The sequence below is a fragment of the Halalkalibacter hemicellulosilyticusJCM 9152 genome (assembly GCF_000513115.1).
In the GTDB taxonomy this organism is placed as follows: Bacteria; Bacillota; Bacilli; order Bacillales; family Bacillaceae_D; genus Halalkalibacter; species Halalkalibacter hemicellulosilyticus.
The window spans coordinates 109,013-128,524 of record NZ_BAUU01000014.1; the positions used below are offsets into that span (position 1 = coordinate 109,013).

19 protein-coding genes, 2 pseudogenes and 1 riboswitch are annotated in these 19,512 nt (G+C 35.8%); of the genes and pseudogenes, 11 read left to right on the top strand and 10 right to left on the bottom strand.

The features are described 5' to 3' along the window. The 5 genes from rfbB to JCM9152_RS10665 all read left to right on the top strand — a co-directional run bounded on the left by rfbB (position 1) and on the right by JCM9152_RS10665 (position 4,222). Positions 1 to 981 carry a dTDP-glucose 4,6-dehydratase gene (rfbB, locus tag JCM9152_RS10645; protein WP_035344062.1) on the top strand — a complete coding sequence of 327 codons (981 nt, stop codon included), beginning with the start codon at positions 1 to 3 and terminating at the stop codon, positions 979 to 981. Next, positions 978 to 1,826, top strand: a complete 849-nt coding sequence (gene rfbD, locus JCM9152_RS10650) for a dTDP-4-dehydrorhamnose reductase (protein WP_035344011.1) — start codon at positions 978 to 980, stop codon at positions 1,824 to 1,826. The genes rfbB and rfbD overlap by 4 nt, the downstream gene beginning before the upstream one ends. Next, complete coding sequence (locus JCM9152_RS10655; RefSeq protein WP_035344013.1) at positions 1,823 to 2,275, top strand: dTDP-4-dehydrorhamnose 3,5-epimerase family protein; 453 nt, start codon at positions 1,823 to 1,825, stop codon at positions 2,273 to 2,275. The genes rfbD and JCM9152_RS10655 overlap by 4 nt, the downstream gene beginning before the upstream one ends. A 103-nt stretch (positions 2,276 to 2,378) precedes the next feature. Next, positions 2,379 to 3,242 (top strand): sulfotransferase family protein, encoded by an 864-nt coding sequence (locus JCM9152_RS10660; RefSeq protein WP_148296476.1) that lies wholly within the window; start codon positions 2,379 to 2,381, stop codon positions 3,240 to 3,242. After that, positions 3,239 to 4,222: a CgeB family protein gene (locus JCM9152_RS10665; protein WP_035344017.1), complete on the top strand. Its 984-nt coding sequence runs from the start codon at positions 3,239 to 3,241 to the stop codon at positions 4,220 to 4,222. The genes JCM9152_RS10660 and JCM9152_RS10665 overlap by 4 nt, the downstream gene beginning before the upstream one ends. Here JCM9152_RS10665 and JCM9152_RS10670 read toward each other — a convergent pair. From JCM9152_RS10670 to JCM9152_RS10695, 6 genes are read right to left on the bottom strand one after another with little or no spacing between them, the layout of a single operon-like run. Further along, positions 4,219 to 4,926: a sulfotransferase domain-containing protein gene (locus tag JCM9152_RS10670; RefSeq protein ID WP_052015841.1), complete on the bottom strand. Its 708-nt coding sequence runs from the start codon at positions 4,924 to 4,926 to the stop codon at positions 4,219 to 4,221. The genes JCM9152_RS10665 and JCM9152_RS10670 overlap by 4 nt on opposite strands. A gap of 22 nt (positions 4,927 to 4,948) precedes the next feature. Continuing rightward, positions 4,949 to 5,614, bottom strand: coding sequence for a sulfotransferase family protein (locus tag JCM9152_RS10675; RefSeq protein WP_035344021.1), 666 nt, complete (start codon positions 5,612 to 5,614; stop codon positions 4,949 to 4,951). A gap of 2 nt (positions 5,615 to 5,616) precedes the next feature. After that, on the bottom strand, positions 5,617 to 6,369 hold the full coding sequence (locus JCM9152_RS10680; RefSeq protein ID WP_035344023.1) for a sulfotransferase family protein: 753 nt from the start codon (positions 6,367 to 6,369) through the stop codon (positions 5,617 to 5,619). Between the two features lie 34 nt (positions 6,370 to 6,403). Further along, a complete protein-coding gene (locus JCM9152_RS10685) occupies positions 6,404 to 7,381 on the bottom strand; it encodes a CgeB family protein (RefSeq protein ID WP_035344025.1) in 978 nt (325 codons plus the stop codon). Between the two features lie 12 nt (positions 7,382 to 7,393). Next, complete coding sequence (locus tag JCM9152_RS10690; protein WP_148296477.1) at positions 7,394 to 8,392, bottom strand: CgeB family protein; 999 nt, start codon at positions 8,390 to 8,392, stop codon at positions 7,394 to 7,396. Between the two features lie 26 nt (positions 8,393 to 8,418). After that, positions 8,419 to 9,186: a sulfotransferase family protein gene (locus JCM9152_RS10695; protein WP_035344029.1), complete on the bottom strand. Its 768-nt coding sequence runs from the start codon at positions 9,184 to 9,186 to the stop codon at positions 8,419 to 8,421. Positions 9,187 to 9,377: 191 nt separating this feature from the next. Between JCM9152_RS10695 and JCM9152_RS10700 the strand changes: the two genes are divergently transcribed. Next, positions 9,378 to 10,178 (top strand): PHP domain-containing protein, encoded by an 801-nt coding sequence (locus JCM9152_RS10700; protein ID WP_035344031.1) that lies wholly within the window; start codon positions 9,378 to 9,380, stop codon positions 10,176 to 10,178. Between the two features lie 148 nt (positions 10,179 to 10,326). After that, positions 10,327 to 11,163 (top strand): CsxC family protein, encoded by an 837-nt coding sequence (locus JCM9152_RS10705; RefSeq protein ID WP_052015843.1) that lies wholly within the window; start codon positions 10,327 to 10,329, stop codon positions 11,161 to 11,163. Positions 11,164 to 11,192: 29 nt separating this feature from the next. Here JCM9152_RS10705 and JCM9152_RS10710 read toward each other — a convergent pair whose 3' ends face one another. From JCM9152_RS10710 to JCM9152_RS10725, 4 genes are all read right to left on the bottom strand, one after another. Then, positions 11,193 to 12,182, bottom strand: coding sequence for a CgeB family protein (locus tag JCM9152_RS10710; protein ID WP_035344033.1), 990 nt, complete (start codon positions 12,180 to 12,182; stop codon positions 11,193 to 11,195). A gap of 30 nt (positions 12,183 to 12,212) precedes the next feature. Further along, entirely contained in the window at positions 12,213 to 13,640 is a 1,428-nt protein-coding gene (locus tag JCM9152_RS10715) for a hypothetical protein (RefSeq protein WP_035344035.1), read from the bottom strand. Positions 13,641 to 13,774: 134 nt separating this feature from the next. Continuing rightward, positions 13,775 to 15,340 (bottom strand): GIY-YIG nuclease family protein, encoded by a 1,566-nt coding sequence (locus JCM9152_RS10720; protein ID WP_035344037.1) that lies wholly within the window; start codon positions 15,338 to 15,340, stop codon positions 13,775 to 13,777. 179 nt (positions 15,341 to 15,519) lie between these two features. Next, positions 15,520 to 16,752, bottom strand: a complete 1,233-nt coding sequence (locus tag JCM9152_RS10725; protein ID WP_035344038.1) for an aminopeptidase — start codon at positions 16,750 to 16,752, stop codon at positions 15,520 to 15,522. Positions 16,753 to 16,867: 115 nt separating this feature from the next. Further along, positions 16,868 to 16,911, top strand: a riboswitch (PreQ1 riboswitch). Between the two features lie 122 nt (positions 16,912 to 17,033). On the opposite strand from JCM9152_RS10725, the pseudogene queC reads away from it, so the two are divergent. From queC to queF, 4 genes and pseudogenes are all read left to right on the top strand, one after another. Then, positions 17,034 to 17,698 (top strand): annotated as a pseudogene (gene queC / locus JCM9152_RS10730) (7-cyano-7-deazaguanine synthase QueC). Next, complete coding sequence (queD, locus tag JCM9152_RS10735; protein WP_035344040.1) at positions 17,698 to 18,123, top strand: 6-carboxytetrahydropterin synthase QueD; 426 nt, start codon at positions 17,698 to 17,700, stop codon at positions 18,121 to 18,123. The pseudogene queC and the gene queD overlap by 1 nt, the downstream one beginning before the upstream one ends. After that, positions 18,117 to 18,826, top strand: a pseudogene (queE, locus tag JCM9152_RS10740) (7-carboxy-7-deazaguanine synthase QueE). The gene queD and the pseudogene queE overlap by 7 nt, the downstream one beginning before the upstream one ends. 22 nt (positions 18,827 to 18,848) lie before the next feature. After that, positions 18,849 to 19,346: a preQ(1) synthase gene (gene queF, locus JCM9152_RS10745; protein ID WP_035344042.1), complete on the top strand. Its 498-nt coding sequence runs from the start codon at positions 18,849 to 18,851 to the stop codon at positions 19,344 to 19,346. Positions 19,347 to 19,512: the final 166 nt, after the last annotated feature.

Here is a 19,512-nt window from a genome sequence, read left to right on the forward strand (position 1 = left end):
ATGGAGCTACTAGTAACGGGTGGAGCAGGGTTCATCGGTTCACATTTTATCCGATTGATGCTAGAAAAAGAAGATGTCTCGATAACGAATATCGATGCTTTAACATATGCAGGTCACATTAGCAACACAGAAGATTTCCTCGCAAATAAGAACTATCGATTTATTCAAGCTGATTTGACGAATGCGATTGAAGTCGATCGTGTCTTTGAGCAACAGTATGATTGGATTGTTCATTTTGCTGCTGAATCACATGTAGATCGCAGTATAAATGATGCAACCATCTTTTTAGATACGAACATAAAAGGAACTCATAACTTGTTAGAAAAAGTAAGAACGGGTCGGGCTAAAAAAATGATTCATGTATCAACAGACGAGGTTTATGGATCATTGCAGCAGGGGGATAAGCCATTTACAGAAAAGCACCCTTTATCTCCGAATAATCCGTATTCAGCAAGTAAAGCAGGAGCTGATTTGCTCGTGCGTTCCTACTTTAAGACGTATGGAATTCCAGTGATGATTACACGTTGCTCTAATAATTATGGACCGAATCAACATCCAGAAAAGCTCATACCTAAGGTGATTCAATGTGCCTTACATGATCAATCTATCCCACTTTATGGTGATGGTCTTAATGTTCGTGACTGGTTATATGTAGAAGATCATTGTCGTGCAATCGAGCGAGTCATGAAGAGAGGACAATACGGTGAAGTTTACAACGTAGGCGGTCGAAACGAACGATCCAATAAAGAGGTTATAAAGGCGATTCTTCACTTCTTAGGAAAAGATGAACATTTAATTACGTATGTACAGGATCGTCAAGGACATGATCGAAGATATGCGATCGATCAAACGAAAATACAAACTGAGCTTCAATGGGAACCAACCTATTCATTTTCAGAAGGATTGCAGAAAACGATCAATTGGTATGCTCAAAATGAGGAGTGGTTTCATACGATGTTAAAATGGTGTGAGCGAAAATGAAATATGTCGTCACAGGAGCAAATGGTCAATTAGGTAAAGCGTTAAAGCGAAGAACCTCATCTTTTCACGAATTGATTGCACTTAGTAAAAATGACCTTGATGTAACAAATGAATCAATGGTTCACAACGTGTTGACTGAATTGAAGCCTGATGTCGTCGTACATGCAGCTGCATATACGAAGGTTGATTTAGCAGAAGAAGAACGTACTCAAGCGTTTCAAGTGAATGCTGTAGGAACGTTTCACATTGCTAAAGCATGTGAAGAAATAGGGGCAACAATGATGTACATTAGCTCTGACTATGTGTTTGACGGACTTAGGCAAGCGCCGTATACCGAAGAAGATCAAGTAAATCCACTTAGTATGTATGGGGTAAGTAAGTGGCTCGGAGAAGAATTTGTTGAAATGGTATTAAAAAATCATTATATCGTCCGAACGTCTTGGCTGTATGGACATGGTGGGTTTCATTTTGTTGAGGCGATGCTCAAGTGTGCATTTGCTGGCAAAGGAGTAAACGTCGTTTCAGATCAAGTAGGCTCTCCTACTTATATAGAAGATCTAGTTGATGTGATGGAACGGTTGCTCGATGGTAAGCCATATGGCAAATATCATGTACAAAATAGTGGGTCTTGCACGTGGTTTGAGTTTGCTAAAGAAATTTATCAGCAAGTCGGTTGTGATCCGTTATTAGTCAAACCAACGTCAACGAAGGAGTTTGGAGCGAAGGCTCCGAGACCTGCATTCTCACAGCTATCTCTTCATAAACTAGAAACAATAGGGATTAAAAAGCCAAGACATTGGAAAGATGGTTTAACTCTTTATTTGCAAAGGGAGGGGCTTCTATGATAGAAGGAGTCAAAGTGAAAGAGCTTGTTAAACATTGTGATGATAGAGGGTATTTCTCTGAGCTTGTCCGTGACGACGAGCAATTATTAGATCGCTTTGGGCAAGCTTCTATTTCAATGAGCTATCCAGGTGTTATTAAGGCGTTTCATTATCATGAAAAACAAGATGATCTTTGGTTTTTTCCATCTGGAAATGCACAAGTGGTGTTATATGATTTACGCGAATCTACCACGAAAGGGCAGACCGATGTCTATTATATGGGTGAAGAGAATCCTATATTGCTATTCATACCAAAAGGTGTTGCGCATGGATATCGAGTACTAGGATCTACACCAGCTACGATTATTTATTTCACGACACATTCATATCATGCTGCTAATCCGGACGAAAAAAGAATACCGTGGAATGATGAGGAAATTGGGTTTGATTGGAATACCCAAAATCGTTAAATCATCATTTATTGGAAAGTCATTCATTCAATCATTGCCTACTATGCTTTGCATGACATAGTAGGCTTTATTTAAAGCTTATTATGAATAAGGGTGTGATTTAATGAGGTTAAGTGGAAAGAAATCAAAGGCCGTTTGTATACTGGGAATGCACCGTAGTGGCACTTCTATGACCACTAGAATGATAAATCTACTCGGCGTTCATTTAGGTAACCCTAATGAGGTTATAAGTAAAGGCGGTCAATTTAATGAAAAAGGGTTTTGGGAGCATAAAGGGATTACTCAGACGCAACAACGTATATTAAGATCATTATCACGCTCATGGGATACGAATCAACCATTACCAGAAAATTGGTGGAAAATGAAAAAGATTGAACCACTTATGCGTAAACTATCTACAATAATCGATAATGACTTTTCAAACAAGAAAGTATGGGGTTGGAAAGACCCTAGAACATGCCTATTATTGCCGATGTGGAATGAATTACTTTTGAACAAAAATGTGAACATTCATTATATGATCGTTGTCCGAAATCCTCTTGATGTCGTCTATTCATTAAAAAGGCGAAATGGATTTACGTTAGAACATTCCTTTCAACTTTGGCTATTGTATGTATTAAATTCACTCTATTGGACAAATGGAATGCAGAGAATGATTATTGACTATGATGACTTTTTACAAAACTGGGAATTGAGAATTCAAGAAGTGGCTAAAGAACTTCGTGTCGAACCACCACAGGAAACGATAAAAGAAAAAATGCGATTGTTTGTAAGTCCTTCATTGCAGCATAGTAGCTCAACTATAGAAGAGCTAAAGAGTTGTGATGAAGCCCCGCCCCAGGTTATTCAAGTATACGAAATTGTTCAAAAAGCTCTTGCATCATCAACTTATTTCTCATCAAAACGCTGTATAGATGAAATACGATTGCTGTACAAATCGAAATACGGAGCAGGAAGAAAATTATGAGGCTATTATTTGTTACATCTGGCAGTGACACGTATTCCAATCTTGATCCGAATATTATAAATGGTTTTAAAGAAATCGAAAGGTTGAAACGAGTAGAACCTTTTCATTTTTTTTATTCGATGCTAAGTACGAATGAAGATGTACAATATCAAATTAAACAAAATAAACCTGACGTTGTGCTAGTTCTAAAGCGTCAACTGCCAGACGATTGGATTCAGTCGTTCAAGAAACATGAGATTCCGATTGGATTATGGGTTGTTGATGATCCTTACTTACTAAAAAAACATGTTTTGCGTGGTTATTATTATGACTTTATTTTGACACAAGAGATTAACGCACCTGCTTATTATAAAAAGAGAGGAATAAAGGCTTTTTATTTACCATTGGCTGTTAATCCGTCTGCTTATTATCCTCAAGAAGTAGACAGTGATTATCAATCTGATATTTGTTTTGTTGGTTCAGGGATGGCCAATCGTATTCGCGTACTTCAGCAATTAGGAAACGGCTTTGTCGACGAAACTATCCGTATTATTGGTAGGTGGTGGGAGCCACTTCAAAATCAATTAGGAAGAAATCACTATATTTTGAACAAACCAATAAGCGCAGAAGAGGCATCAAAGTACTATAATGGTGCCAAAATCGTTCTAAATATGCACAGAAACCCTTATGATTCAAAACATAACCCTTCTCGAATACAGGCTGCTACTCCGAATAATAGGACATTTGATATTGCTGCTTGTGGTGCCTTTCAGTTAACATCTTATCGAAAAGCCCTAAGCGATTTCTATCAAAAGGATGAGATTATTGAATATCAAAGTTTGAATGATTTAATTAAAAAAATAAATTACTATTTAGTCCATAGTCATGTAAGAAGAGAAATAGCCAAACGAGCTTATAAACGTACGATGAATGCTCATACGTACGCTGTTCGGTTAACTGAACTGATTCATTTACTAAAAACAAAACGATTACGCTCTTAACTCCAATCGAACCTTCGTTTTATTAATTGATAAAGCTTTTCGTTATATGGTTTGAAATAATACGATAACTTTTTTCTTACACTTGGATTCAGTGGAGCATAGGAGCCTTGATGATACACTTTGTATGAAATGGAATCGGTTTGTTTCACTCCTAAAAAATGAAATGTAAGATTCATCATCTCGGATGTTTTTTGATAAAAATCATTGCTCTCAATAATGTGAAACTGATGTAATGGGAAATAACGCAACCATTGCTTTAATTGCGAATAATATAGTCCTTTTAGTAAATAGTTATTTCCTTTTTTTGTATTAAGCGTCTCTTCAAAAGAAAGAAACGAGGAAGAATGCTTCTTTTTTAATTTCTCGGATTTATTCCGAATATCCATTTGATAGTTAGAAAAAGCTCGATCTATTGGATCTCTTAATAATAGAATGAGTTTCATATTAGGATTATATTGATAGACACGTTGTGGGCATTTACTGTGAAATAAATAGCGTGGTGTTGCCTCACCTGTTATATGTCCTTTTGGAAGTGGTGAGAATTGCTGTTCATACCATTCTGTCCCTTTGTCATAATAAACATCAAAATAGTGGATTTCCTTCCTTTTTGCTTGTGAAATTGTAGGGTGCTTTATTAAATACTGATAAAGAGAAGTAGTGCCACACTTTTGAGCACCAATAATGAGGAAAGAAGGAGAGGCCATTTTTATCATCCTCCTAATATGGTTAGTAATTTTTTAAATGTGGGTCGAGAAATTTTATGACGCTATTTAAATGATCGCTTCGTTCTTTACCTAATATCGAGTTAAATTGATAAACATACGGAGTTGGATCGTTTATCATCTGCTCGTAATCGATATCGATGATTTGTTCTTTATCGATATTACTTGTATAACGATAGTGGTGAAAATTATTCCAATAGGGAGTAAGGATTTTACGGGCTTTTCGTTTTCGATATTGATTTCTTCTAGCAAGTGAGTGAATAGAGGACTGAAGTGGTCGATGAATAAAAACATATGTGATCGTGGCTAATTGTTTGAGTGCAGGTAATAGTACATCCAATGTTAGTAGTGTTCGGGGGTCTTTAAGCCCCCAAAAAGGTTGTACTTCTGTAGAAAGATGTTTTATTATTTTTTCAGTTGTAATAGGTGTCGTTTGAACAATGTGACGGCTTGGAGGCTGATTCCAACTATGATTAACACTACGTAAAATGGCGTTGTTTAAATTGACGAATTTTCTGTTTTCAAAATGCCCTTTTGCATTATAGTCACTTGAGCCTAATAACCGTCGTCCCATATGGATACCTAATTCATTCATAACTCCGGCTGTTGCACTTGATCCAGAGCGATGTAAGCAAAGTACTAAAAATAAGTGACTTTTTTGCTGTTTCATTATCATTCACCTCTCGTTTCAGTTAAAAGAGCTCGGACGTCATCCATTTGTTTTTGAGAAAAAATCGAAATGTCATGCTCTTTATAACGGTTAATGGAGGAGGGTTTCTGAATAATTGATGAAAGATTATTTATGGATTTGTTCGGTTCAATATTTAAAAACGAAATGATTTTGTTTAATTCCTCTTTAGGGTGCTCACATAATGATTCAAATTGAATCATCATATATCGGCCTTTTAGTTGAGTTTGACTTATATTTATGGCACGTCTGTTTGCTTTAATCCAATATTCGAGAGAGTACTGAACAAGTTCAGTTTTATTTTGAGGTTTTGCTATTTGATAAAAAGCTCCCCATCTTTTTAATTGTTCCTTATTACCACTAAAAGCCATGTCTAATCCGTTTCTTATAACGTGAATGTACCTTAATTCTGTAAAGTGATTAATTAAAAATGGTAAATAAATATGAGTGATGGGATTCTTCCAGCCCCAGCCGACTGTAGTTCTCTTTTGAGCCTGATGTAACATTTCTTTTTCAAATCGTTGCAAACGTGTATAAATTGCTTTTTTGTTTGTTTTTATATTTTTCATAAACCAATCTGGATGTCTAAAATAAGAAGCGAATTTTAAATTGTCATTTGCTTTGTTTAATGGACCTAAATAATATCCTAGCTCTTTCAAAATTTCTGCTACAACTCTAGTTCCGCTTCCACCTACACCTCCAATAATAACAGGCGAAACAGTTTTATTCGAATTCATCATTTCCTCCCCTTTTAATAAGAGACTTTTTCCCTTACGTTATAAATGATTGCAATCGGTCAAGTATCGATTCAAGGCGAATCGTATACGTATGGTTAAAAAGTGTTCGCTTATATGCTTTTTGAGCGATATGCTGTCGTTCTTCAGAATGTTCCAAGTAATATAAAATGTGTTCCCGTAATTCCTCTTTATGATTAAAACAAATGATTTCGTCGTTAATCTTATAATAAGCTTCTAATTCTTCTAAATAAGCGGTCAGTTGAAAAGCTTGACAAGCTGCAATGTCAAAAGTGCGATTGTTTGGAGTGATAGCATTTACTTTTTGTTTGTTTAATCCTACATCATTAATAGGGCGGTTTAAATTTAAAACAATTTTTGCACCGTTGTAATATTTTGCTACTTCGTTTGGTGGGAGTGTCTGGTTCATGATACTATTTTTCAAAGTTGTGTAGTTTTTTAGCTGTTCCCATTTAGGACCAATGATGATTGTGTTTTTTTCTTGAAGTAAGTCAGCTAATGAATCGATAATAGCGAGTCTGTTTTTATAAGGAGTCCCGATAAAGCAAATATCCGAGACGTATTTATCACTTACTTTCATTGGATAATATTCTTGTTCGTTCGTTGCTAATGGACCATGGATGGCTCTCAAATTGTTTTTTTTATAAACGGAAAGACAGTTTTTCTCCTGTGTAATGACAAAGTCATATGGTTTGCATTTCAAGACATGTTTATCTATTCTGTGAGGGTCATCGACAACCCATCTTCCTATTGGGATCCGTAATTTTTTAAAAGCTGATAAATAAGCTGTTGGAAGTGGTGCTCGAAAAATAATGATAACGTCGGGTTTGAATTTCTTAACTTTTGCAAGGAGACTTTGAATACTTTCTTTCTCTTTTGAAACGATATTTATTTTGTGTGTAGCCTTTTTATTAATGTTTTCATAAGCACGAGACATATTAAAGTCAAGGTTTGATAATGAATCAACACCTGAAGTAATATGGATGACTCTCATACAAACACTCCTTTATTGAACGGGTCTAATGATAGTTAATTCATCAGTGAATGAATTTAAAAGTGTTTCTACTCTTTGTTTATACGTATGGCATTGTAATGTCCGAATAAAGCCATTTTTTGCAATCAGCTCGCGTTTCTTCTTATTCTGTATAAAATAGTTGATCTTATCTGTTAAATCACGAGCATCATGAAATGAAACAATCTCTTTATTTAAGTCAAAATAATCTGTTAAACCTTCACGATAGGATACAAGTTGAAACGATTTAGAGGCACAAATATCGAATGTACGGTTATTTGGTGTTAAAGCTTTTAATTGATATGGATTTTTATTAAGGTCATTATCACTTCTATGAAGATTTAGTACGATTTTTGATTGATTGTAGATTTTGCATACATCTTTTGGCTTCATGAACATAGATTTGATCTGATGCTGGAATCTTTTATATTGTCTTAATTGATTCCATCCCTTTCCTATTAAAATGAAAGTATGGCTATGCTGTCTTTTTAGTAATGAATCAAAGAAGGATAGTCTGCTAGGTGTTGCATTCCCTATAAATGAGAAATCATAGCATTTGTTAACGTTTGGAATTGGATAATAGTTTTGTTCATTTACTCCTAAAGGAAAGTGGAAGGCGTGGATATTTAACTGTTTCTTATAAAAAGGTACACATGAAGATTCTTCCGTTATAATAAAATCATATTGTTTTGCCTTATCGTAATAATCAGATATGCGATAAGGGTCATTTACTACCCATAATCCGATAGGGACATTCATGTGCTTAACATATTCCAAAGCCGGGTGAGTATCTTGGCCAAAAATAACGATTATAGTTGGATGAAATGTTTTTAATTTCTTTTCTAATGCTTCCAATGATTCTTTAAGAAGTGAATGAGTTTGAAAGCGAAAACCTTTTCGTGAGTCTTCTAAATGTTTAAAGGCGAGAGTAAGACTTGGAGTTAAATCTGATAAGGTTTTTTTCCCTGATGAAATATATAATAGACGATTCATGATCTCACCTCGATTACGAACGTATTTTACCAATTGTAATGTGGACCTATTATATTTATTAACTCCTCGTTATAAGGCTTGTAAAAAGATTCAAGTTCATTTTTTGTTTTAGGGTTCATTTGAATGGAAGTCATGCTATATTGAAATCGTTTGTAGTTATCTAAGTTCCAATCATGGACCCCAAGAAAGTTCAAAACGAGTTTATAACTAGACTGTGGATCTCTAAAAAAATCCTCACTTTTAATGATATGAATTTGTTCAAACGGATAATACTGTAACCACCTATTTAATTGTTGACTATAAATGCCCCGTTCTACAAAATCGACCCACTTACTTTTGTTCGTGTCGGGCGATTGAATGGCACTTAAGGAAGAATGGATAATGTCATCAAACGTGTATTTTTCTCGATGATTCCTCATGTACAATCTTTTCTTATCCTTTTCATATTCCATCTTATATTGAGAAAATGCTCGTTCTACTGGATTTCGTAAAAGAATAATAAGTTTAATTTGAGGAAAGTGTTTGAACACTCTTGCGGGCACAATTTCTTTGTATAAATAACGGGGAGTTGCCTCTCCAGCTATCTTGTTTGATGAGTCAATGAATTGTGAATTGTACCATGAAATCCCCTTTTTATAACGATTTGTATCAAAAAAGTGTATTTCTTTTCTTGATTTGGTCGGATTAATTTGTGGATGCTGAATTAAATAATTGTAAAGTGAAGTTGTACCACATTTCTGAGCACCGATAATTAAAAATGTTGGACCAGGTTTGTTCGTAGTGGAAGAGGTCATAGGCAAATTACCTCTCTTTCTCATGAATATGAGTATAAATATTATCTATATAATAAGCCTTGATATATAATTACGTATGTAAATGTAAAAGTAAATGTTCACTAATCAGTTATACGTTTAGGCCTATTTTTATAGCAAGATGTTTAACGAAACATAAATTATTAAGATGATAGTGATTGGAGGATGGACCATTGGATTTAAAAAAAGCCATACAAACAAAATTTGATTTACACATGCATACAACAGCCTCAGATGGCGAATATAGCCCTACTGAAATTGTTAAAAAAGCTTATAAATGTGGGCTTGAAACGATTGCGATTACTGATCATGACACGTTAGCTGGTATTACTGAGGCGAAGAAGGCTGCAGAAAAGTATAGAATGAATGTGATTTCTGCCGTTGAATTAAGTACGAAATATGATGGGGTAAGTGTCGATGTGCTTGGTTACAATATTCGTCCAACAGAAGCACTTGAGGAAACATTAGTACAGCTAAGAGAAGGTCGAGTGGATCGAGCGAAGCGAATTATTAAGAAATTTAACGAAATTGGCTTTTCGATTTCGATGGAAGATGTCCTTGAGTTCAGTGAAAATGGTGTGATTGCACGTCCACATATTGCTAAAGTGGTCGTTAAAAAAGGATATGTAAAAGATTATCAAACGGTCTTTGATGATTATTTAGCAGATGGTAAGCCTTGTGCATTGCCCAAAAAAGTGTTAACTCCTGAGCAAGGAATTGAGCTCATTCATCAAGCTGGCGGAAGTGCTGTACTTGCCCATCCAGTTTATTTAGATATTGATGTAGTAAAGGAGCTTCTTCGGTTTTCTTTTGATGGAATCGAAGTGTGGCATCGAAATCATCTAGCAGAACATCGTCAATTATTTAAGCAGTTGGCAAAAGAATTTCGGTTATTAATGACAGGAGGTTCTGATTTTCATACAGATGAGCATAAATTAGGCGAATTCGGTTTTTCAGAAGATGAAATCCATTGATCTCTTAAAAAATGAACAAAACATCTAATTATATAAATTTGTGTTCAAGTCTAGGAAGTATGTCCACTCTTAATCATCATTCCTGAATATGTAAATAGTAAGTCGGTTTATATTAACAATCGATCAAATGATTTTAAGGAGTGATTAGATGGGTTTTTATCAAAATGAGTTCGTGAAAGGAGAACGTGGTTTTGTTCAAGTTCCGAAGCAACAAAAGAAAAGCAGCCAGCCTTCCCACTCATGTGATGTAGGTAAGAAATGTCCGCCAGCAAAACCAAGTCCGAAGGCTAAAGTGACACAAGTGGATTCACAAGCAGTTGAACTTGGCTTAGATGGGAATGTTCTAAATGTTCCTGTTATTGATGCGCCTGTTGCATTAGCTGAAGTTGAGTTAACAGCAAATGTTGAAGCTTGCTTTACGTTGCCTACTTTTGCAACAGAAATTAAAAACATTCGTAAAAATGTTTCGTTAAAGCAATGTAGAGCAGTTCCGTCTCTTGCGGGACCTGGTTTCGTTAGCTTATTTATAACAGGTGTCATTCATAAAAATATTCAATATTCAGATGGCAGTGGCTTTATTAGAGACTTTGCGATTGATGTTCCATTTAGTTCAAATCAAACGATAGCTCTTATTAATCCAAGAGATCCTTCGCTTATTAGTGTGAAGAGTTCCGTTGCTGAACGTCGTGAGTTAGCCAAGGATGGACACGGTGCTGACCGTTGTACGCATTCTCAAATCAATTTTGAATTTTTTAATGAGCCGATTAAATGTAAGTTATTGGCCTCCTTTATTAACGAAATAGATTTATTAAAGGATTTCAATAAACATGGTCAATTCCGTTCTATAACGGAAAAAATGGAAGTACTTCTATTCCTCAAATTAACACAAACACAGCAAGTCGCATTAGCTGAAACGAATAATAATGCTGAGTCAGCTACGATTCGCTCACGTATTGAACAGCTTCGGCAGCAAACAGATTCTTAATTTAAGAGGACCGAAAGAGTTTGAATTGATTAAGCTTCATTGTTCAAACTCTTTCTTTGTGGTTGCATAACAAGTGTGATCATTTGTTTAAGTCTGCATTGAATGGTATGGTCAGTCAGTACGCGCTTTCTAGCATTTTTTGCAATTTCCATTCGTTCTTGGCCATGTTGTAGATAATAGGATATCTTTTGAAGTAAGGCATTTGTAGTATGATAAGAAACGATTTCTTTATTTAAAGTAAAATGGTCGCTGAGGTCATCTTTATGTTCAATTAATTGAAATTGTTGTGCACAGGCTAAGTCAAAAGTACGATTGTTCATACTATTGCTATTTATTTTGAGTCGGTTTTTATTTTGTTTTAATTGAGTAGGACGATGAGGATTAAGGTGGATGGATGCTGATTGTAACAATTGATTTACTTTGATCGGTGAAATCCATTGATCCAAAATCGTAAGTGATAGATGTTTGTTTTCAGTTAAATACTTTGACCAATTTTTGCCGACAACTAAACACGATACCTTCAATGATGCTAATATTTTTTGTATAAGTCTAACTCTGTTTAAATAAGGGTAGCCAATTAACATTAAATCATATTGATTGTTCGAAATTTTATTTGTTGGATAATAAACGGATGGGTCCGTTCCTAAAGGGAGAAAATAGACATTTGAATGTCCAGCATCTTCATACACCTTTTTTGCGGCGGAATCAATCGTGAAAACATAGTCAAATTGAAATATTTGTTTGACCGTATGATCGATATAATAGGGATCCTCAGTTAACCAAACGGCCATTGGAATTCTTTTTCTATTTAATGTTTCGATTGTATGAGTGCTCAAATTCGAACCCAATAATGTAAGAATAAGATCAGGGGGATCAATGAGACAATCGTTTAATAAATCAACCTCGTTATAAGCATTAGTTTGTTTGCTGAGACCTAATTCATTTAAAGAGTGAACAATTGCTTGATCTAAATAAGCATAAATTTGCTGAAACCCTGAATGTACATAATATACTTTCATTCATGTCACCTCATGAAGGGCAAAGGCTTATTAGAGGAAAAGTAAACCGAATAGAGTTTCGATACTTAATCCGATTACAACTGGGAAGAAGCTCTTGCGAACAAGATCTATAACGGAAATTCGGGCAAAGCCGGCAATAGCAATAATCGGTGACCAAGCAACTAACGTTCCACCACCCACCCAAATAGCTCCTACTTGACCGATCGAGGCTAATGTTGCTGCATCCACTCCAGACGTAGCCGAGAACGCTTCTGCTAATGATCCGATTAGAGGAAGACCTGAGAATCCCGATCCATCTAAACCAGAAATCATTCCTAATAGCAATATTCCAAATCCTGTAAATAAGGCATTGTCAGGGATGAAGCTTTGACTTGCTTGAACAAGATCAAATAGAAACGTTGGTGATGATTCTTCATTAACTCGTAAAATACTTGCTGCATAATTACTACTACCGATAAAGAAAAAACCTGCGACAGGAATAACAAGCCCCATCACTTTGAATGAATAAACAAATCCATTAATGAGATGATCACTAACCTCTTGTAATGACTTCTTATAATCACGCACTCCTGCAATTAGTAGAAGTAGAATGATTGCTGTACCTCCGATTAAAGAGGCGCCCGATCCATCACGCATCGTTGGAACAACTGATGTAAACGTAGCTAAAATGACGTAAATGACGATAGCTAAAAAGGTGAGTGGGACAATAAATGCAAACCACTTACTATGGGGTCCTTTTTTAATAATGAGATGATCATCATCAACCTTTGCTCCTTTTTCTCCTGTTTTCTCCCATATGATCAGATTCTCGTTTGATGGAGCTACAATGTTCTTTCTCGTAACCAAGTAAACAATTGTCAAAGCGATTGCACCAGTAATTAAAGAGAGTATAAGTGATCGATCAGCGACAACTGTTGCAGAAATGACCGAAGAGGTGGATGCAGATAATCCAGGTGCAACTTGGAGGACAAAATCAGACGATAATGCCATTCCATGCCCCGCTAAGGAAACAGCAATTGCGGTAGCAAGTGGTGGTAACCCTGAGCGGATTGCTACAGGTATTAGAAGAGCACCTATTAGAGGGACTGCAGGAGCTGGCCAGAAGAAAAGGGAAAGAGCGTACGTAACAAATACGATAATCCAAAAAGACCAATGCCCATTGTTCATAATCTTTTGAAAAGGGACAATCATTTGTTCGTCTGAACCGATTGATTTTAATGCTTGAAGAAGTGAGGTCATAATCGCAATAATTAAGAATATATGAAACAATTCTCGTGCGGCTGTTAAGTTGGCATTGAAAATAACATGAATGCCATCAAGAAATGACTGACTATAAACAACGCCAATAATAAAAGTCATCAGTAATGCTGGAACGACTACATTTTGGCGAAAGAGCATTGTTAAAATAATCAAACAGGTACCTATAAAATAAAGCCAATGGGCTAATGTTAATTCCATTTGATCGTTCCCCCTTCCTACATATAGCTACTGTAGCTTATGAATAAAAGGTAGGCAGGTGATGAACTTTTTCATGTATACCAATTGTAATGAACAAAGGTGTTGTATCAAGTGTCTGTTTTATTCCTTTAATTCTAGTAATTGGTTGATAATAATTTTTCTATAAATGTGGTAACTTTAATATTTTCACGTTTTATACACTCTATTAAGTAGTTAGAAGGTATGGGTGTTTTTACTTTGAATCGAGTGTTCTCATTGATTAATTGTTCAATTTCATTAAAGACGATTTGTAATGGGACTAGCTCTTGTTTTTTTAATGTATAATCATTAATTCCATGATTATATTCAGCGAGTAAGGTAATAAATGGTTGATCTACTCCTTGATTTGATTTACTTGTTATGGAAAATGGTTGTTTTTCTATAGGAATTATATTACCAAAATCTTTTTCAATATATTTAATGCCATGCTGGCATTTTAAAGTTGATTCATTTCTTATATAGTGTTGTTTTTGATACACATTTCCTTTCATATCTATCAATCTGTAACAAGCACGGATGATAAATGGATGCTTACTAGTTTCACTTTCACTATTAGACATATCAAGTTTGATGGTACACGTGTTAGGTGCATTTCTAGGATTATCAGATTTAATATTAACATTAGATTTATCTTCTAATTGAAAAGGGGAAAACAAATGATTTGGAAAAATCATTTTGCATCTTTGGTGTCTTAGTGTTTTGGTGTATTTCTTCCAATCGTCAAATGCTTCCATATATAATTTAAGTTTCTCATTTGAGGAGGTTTGGAAGTTGTCTACTGTTTTGTTTATGCTTTCTTTTTTTATGATCTTTATTAATCTTTTCAATAGTCCAGATTGTTGGCGCGATTTTTCAATGTAATCACTGTGTTCGTTTTCATATTCTTCCTGATATTTTGAAAATATTCTATGTTTTTGTTTACTTACTTCAAGCTCCGTCTCTAAATTGTATTTTTTTAATATTAAATTTAGATTCCTATTGAATTGTTGAATCTTTAATTGGATTGTTGAAGTTAATTGGAAATCACCTTCTAGAAAATAAGAAATATCCTTTGAGAAATAATGAGCGAAATTAAAATACGTATATCCATAATGGAAGTAATTATCTATTTCATTAAGGTCTTTCAACAATAATTCTATATATAAAGTGAATTCCTCTAAGTTCATGGTTTCTTTTGAAGAACATACTTTTAAATTGTATTGATAGGAGCTAAATTCATTAAAGCCTACAAAAGAAGAAGATAGTTTTTGAATGTAGGCTTGTTCCCTTTTATCTAATTGATCTCCAGTAATTTCCTCTATGATAATCATGCGGAAGTCATTCAAAGTACAATCATTTTCCAACATATATTTAAATATCTTACAAGCATTAATTTTACCCTCATAGTAAGAATATTCATTTGAAAAGAAGTATTTATAGTAATCATCATAGGATAGCCTATTTAATGCTAGTATTTGGATTAAATGTTCTTTATAACTCTTTTGTATATTAGCCGATTTTCCTATGTAAATGGGAATAACACTTTCATTAGTGAAGTGATCTATGTAGAGTAAATAGATTCCCGAAGTGGCATGGTTAGTATTTGAAGTTACTTCTTTGACTGAATGGCTCTTTATTAAATGTTTTACCTCACCTTTTATTCTTTTAATATTTGTATTCATGCGAACCTCCTATAAATGAAATTGGATAGAGTCACCTATTAACAAATTCCGAGAAAATCTACTGTCTATTTACTTATGAGTTTTCTAAAGAAATAGAATGACAATTGGATTAATCGCTACATTCAGAAGAGAGGCTAGGAGAGCAGTACTGCTTCTCTAGCCTCCTTAATATAAAAGGATTAAAACGCCCAATTCCCATCACGGAAAATCGGTTCGCGCTTCCCATCTTCATACACACCATCAATATTCATGTCCGCAGACCCCACCATGAAGTCAACATGAGTTAAGCTCGTATTTAATCCGTTTTTCTCAAGTTCTTCCTTAGACATCTCTTTTCCACCATCGATACAAAAAGCATAAGCAGAGCCTAAAGCTAAATGGTTTGAAGCATTTTCATCAAACAACGTATTAAAGAAGATAATATCTGCATTTGAAATCGGAGAATCGTGAGGCACGAGTGCGACCTCGCCAATATAACTTGAGCCTTCATCCGTTTCAATTAGACGTTTTAATGTTTCATAGCCTTCTTCCGCTTTGAAATCAATCACTTTTCCGTCTTTGAAGGTTAATGAAAAATTATTAATGAGCGTTCCTCCGTAATTTAGTGGTTTTGTGCTCGAAACGGTTCCGTTTACTCCGGTTTTCTTTGCCGATGTAAATACTTCCTCTGTTGGCATATTAGCAACAAAGGAAACACCTTCTTTATTAATACTACCTCCGCTTACCCAAAGGTGAGTAGTCGGTAACTCAATGACAAGGTCCGTCCCTTCAGATTGATAATGTAGGGCATGAAAATGTTTTTCATTTAATGTATTCATTTTTTGATCAAGGTTATTTAAATGGTCGTTCCATGCGGATACAGGGTCGTCCTCATTGATTCTTGTTGCTGCGAAGATCGCCTCCCAAAGTTTATCCATCGCTTCTGAAACTGGGACATCCGGAAACACCTTTTGCGCCCAGCCTTCTGATGGTACTGCGACAATGGACCAGCTAACCTTATCGCTCATAATATAAGAACGGAAGCCTTCCATTGCTTTTCCGCTTGCTTTATTCATATTAGATACGCGCTCTGGGTCCGCACCTTTTAATAAATCTGGGTTTGAGCCTGTAATACTTAAAAAGGCAGCACCGCCTTCTGCCATTTCTTCATAGCCTTTTGCGATCCATTCCGGGTACTCATGAAAAGCCTCATCGGGAGCGAGTTCAAATTTTGTCTTTGTTAGTTCCTCGTCACTCCATTCGACATGAACATTTTTAGCACCAGCCTCGTATGCTTTTTTGGCTACTAGTCGAACGAGGTCAACTGCAGTAATCGGGGAGCGTACAACAAGGGTTTGGTCTTTTTGAATGTTCACACCGATTTTAACAGCAAGCTCAGCGTATTTTTCTAATTTTTCCGTAAAACTGGTCATCTTTATCTACCTCAATTCTAATTAATGTATTCCATTCATTACATACTATACCAATATTATGTCCGAGAGAAAAGAATAGCACGACATTGTTTATTTATGCTATGATAATAGTGATAAGAAAGAGGTTCGCGAACTCCCTCTATAAAAAACTAAGGTGATAACTGTACAGTGGTACAGTTTTCTTGTCGTTTTATTATAAAATGATTAACCTAATAGGAGTGATCGAATGCTCGTTCTTCATAAATAGCGGCAATTAACGCTAATTAAAGGAGAAATGAGTCATGAAAAAAGATAAGGCGGTCGTCGTCTTTAGTGGTGGACAAGATAGTACGACTTGTTTATTATGGGCACTAAAAGAATTTAAAGAAGTAGCAACTGTAACCTTTGATTACGGTCAGCGTCATTACGAAGAAATTAATTGTGCAAAAGATATTGCGAAGGAGTTAGAGGTTTCCTTTCACCTTCTTGATATGACCTTTATGAATCAGCTTTCACCGAATGCACTCACACATCATGATATGAAGGTCGAGGATGGGGTGGCTGGTGAATTGCCATCAACCTTTGTTCCAGGTCGGAATCATCTATTTTTATCATTTGCGGCTGTATACGCCCATAGCATAGGAGCTAAGCATATTGTAACGGGTGTTTGTGAGACTGATTATAGTGGCTATCCTGATTGCGTGATCAATTCGTGAAGTCTTTGAACGTGACGCTTAATTTGGCAATGGACCAGCAATTTGTTATTCATACACCGCTGATGTGGCTTAATAAAGCAGAGACTTGGGAGCTTGCGGATCAATTAAATGCTTTGTCATTTGTTCGAGAAAGAACATTAACTTGCTATCATGGAGTGCGTGGTGATGGCTGTGGAGAGTGCCCATCGTGTAAACTAAGAATGCAAGGCTTAAAGCAATATGAAAATCAAAAGGAAAGGAGGGAAGAATAGTGCTACAACAATTTTACCCACAGGTACCTCATTCGTATCGTTATGAATTAAATAAAGATATGAACTTATCTGCAGCTCATTTCATTCCAGATGAAAAAGCAGGGGTTTGTAAAAATATGCACGGCCATACGTATTTTATAAATGTTACGATTGCCGGTGATCAACTTGATGAACTTGGGTTTCTTATCGATTTTAAACAAATTAAGGACCTAGTCCATAAACGTTATGATCATACGCTATTAAATGACCATAACGAATATAAGGAAATCTTTCCTACGACAGAGCGTGTTGCAGAACAAATTTGGAAAACGATTCATGAGAAATTACAATCGTTACCACATCAACCGAAGTGCTTACAAGTTCTCGTTCGTGAAACACCTACAAGCTATGTTGTTTATCGTCCAAAACCGGAGGAATTATTATGAAAATACCGGTAATGGAGGTGTTTGGACCGACGATTCAAGGTGAAGGAAGGGTCATTGGTCAGAAGACAATGTTTGTACGTACAGCAGGCTGTGATTATCGCTGCTCATGGTGCGACTCGAGCTTCACATGGATGGTACAGGAAAAAGTGTGTTAATGGACGCGTCTGCGATTGTCACAGCTCTTAAAGAGCAAGGTGATAATCGCTTTTCTCATGTAACAATATCAGGCGGGAATCCAGCCTTGCACAAAGGACTTGCTGAGTTTGTTGAGTTATGTCATGGAGAGAAATGGACCGTGGCACTTGAGACTCAAGGTTCCTATTGGCAGGATTGGTTAACGATGGTCGATGAAGTGACGATTTCACCTAAACCACCTAGTTCAAAAATGAAAACAGATTTAAATCGATTAGACGATGTGATGTCTCGTTTGTCGGTGGAGCAAGTGAATTTAAAAGTTGTTATCTTTGATCAAGATGATTTTCAGTATGCTAAAGTGATCCATCAACGTTATCCTGACGTTGCAATGTTTTTGCAAGTAGGAAATGATCAAGTAACCTCAACGAAGAAAGATGAACTCGTCTCCCAGTTACTGATAAGATATGAATGGCTCATTGAATTGACATTAAGCAGTGTCGAAATGAATGATGTTCGTGTATTACCCCAGCTGCATACTTTTGTGTGGGGAAATAAACGAGGCGTATAATAATGGAAGTGGAGGTGTGCAAATGAGCGGTCGATCAGATAACGAACTAGATGGTGTAAACTTACTTGGAAATCAAGGAACGGAATATACCTTTTCTTATAATCCAGCGGTCCTAGAAGTGTTTGAAAATAAGCATCAAAATCGAGATTATTTTGTCAAGTTTAATTGCCCAGAGTTTACATCGCTGTGTCCAAAAACGAACCAACCAGACTTTGCGACGATTTATATTAGTTATATTCCAAATATAAAAATGGTCGAGAGTAAGTCACTTAAGCTATATTTATTTAGCTTTCGTAATCATGGGGATTTCCACGAGGATTGTATGAATATTATTATGAATGACCTCATCGAATTGATGGATCCACGCTACATCGAAGTGTGGGGGAAATTCACGCCTCGCGGTGGTATTTCAATAGACCCATATACAAACTATGGACAGCCAGGGACGAAATACGAAAAAATGGCAGAGTACCGTATGATGAACCATGATCTGTATCCAGAGACGATTGATAATCGCTAGAAGTGGGGATTTTTAATTAGTGTAATGGCTCCGCTCATTGCGCGCCTTGCTATGAGAAACCCACTCATTTCAAGGCTTTCAAAATCGGGCAACGGTTACGCGCATTACTTAAAGGCCACTGAAAAAGTGCGATTTTCACTTTTTCAGTGGCCTCCTCCTTTGTAGA

What these genes read in the sequence shown, in the direction of transcription:
- JCM9152_RS10675 (WP_035344021.1), bottom strand. Translation starts at nt 5,614, where the DNA reads ATGAAACAGCAAAAAAGTCACTTATTTTTAGTACTTTGCTTACATCGC.
- JCM9152_RS10690 (WP_148296477.1), bottom strand. Translation starts at nt 8,392, where the DNA reads ATGAATCGTCTATTATATATTTCATCAGGGAAAAAAACCTTATCAGAT.
- JCM9152_RS10725 (WP_035344038.1), bottom strand. Translation starts at nt 16,752, where the DNA reads ATGACCAGTTTTACGGAAAAATTAGAAAAATACGCTGAGCTTGCTGTT.
- JCM9152_RS10670 (WP_052015841.1), bottom strand. Translation starts at nt 4,926, where the DNA reads ATGGCCTCTCCTTCTTTCCTCATTATTGGTGCTCAAAAGTGTGGCACT.
- JCM9152_RS10710 (WP_035344033.1), bottom strand. Translation starts at nt 12,182, where the DNA reads ATGAAAGTATATTATGTACATTCAGGGTTTCAGCAAATTTATGCTTAT.
- rfbB (WP_035344062.1), top strand. Translation starts at nt 1, where the DNA reads ATGGAGCTACTAGTAACGGGTGGAGCAGGGTTCATCGGTTCACATTTT.
- JCM9152_RS10655 (WP_035344013.1), top strand. Translation starts at nt 1,823, where the DNA reads ATGATAGAAGGAGTCAAAGTGAAAGAGCTTGTTAAACATTGTGATGAT.
- JCM9152_RS10715 (WP_035344035.1), bottom strand. Translation starts at nt 13,640, where the DNA reads ATGGAATTAACATTAGCCCATTGGCTTTATTTTATAGGTACCTGTTTG.
- JCM9152_RS10660 (WP_148296476.1), top strand. Translation starts at nt 2,379, where the DNA reads ATGAGGTTAAGTGGAAAGAAATCAAAGGCCGTTTGTATACTGGGAATG.
- JCM9152_RS10685 (WP_035344025.1), bottom strand. Translation starts at nt 7,381, where the DNA reads ATGAGAGTCATCCATATTACTTCAGGTGTTGATTCATTATCAAACCTT.
- JCM9152_RS10705 (WP_052015843.1), top strand. Translation starts at nt 10,327, where the DNA reads ATGGGTTTTTATCAAAATGAGTTCGTGAAAGGAGAACGTGGTTTTGTT.
- rfbD (WP_035344011.1), top strand. Translation starts at nt 978, where the DNA reads ATGAAATATGTCGTCACAGGAGCAAATGGTCAATTAGGTAAAGCGTTA.
- JCM9152_RS10680 (WP_035344023.1), bottom strand. Translation starts at nt 6,369, where the DNA reads ATGAATTCGAATAAAACTGTTTCGCCTGTTATTATTGGAGGTGTAGGT.
- JCM9152_RS10695 (WP_035344029.1), bottom strand. Translation starts at nt 9,186, where the DNA reads ATGACCTCTTCCACTACGAACAAACCTGGTCCAACATTTTTAATTATC.
- JCM9152_RS10665 (WP_035344017.1), top strand. Translation starts at nt 3,239, where the DNA reads ATGAGGCTATTATTTGTTACATCTGGCAGTGACACGTATTCCAATCTT.
- JCM9152_RS10720 (WP_035344037.1), bottom strand. Translation starts at nt 15,340, where the DNA reads ATGAATACAAATATTAAAAGAATAAAAGGTGAGGTAAAACATTTAATA.
- queF (WP_035344042.1), top strand. Translation starts at nt 18,849, where the DNA reads ATGAGCGGTCGATCAGATAACGAACTAGATGGTGTAAACTTACTTGGA.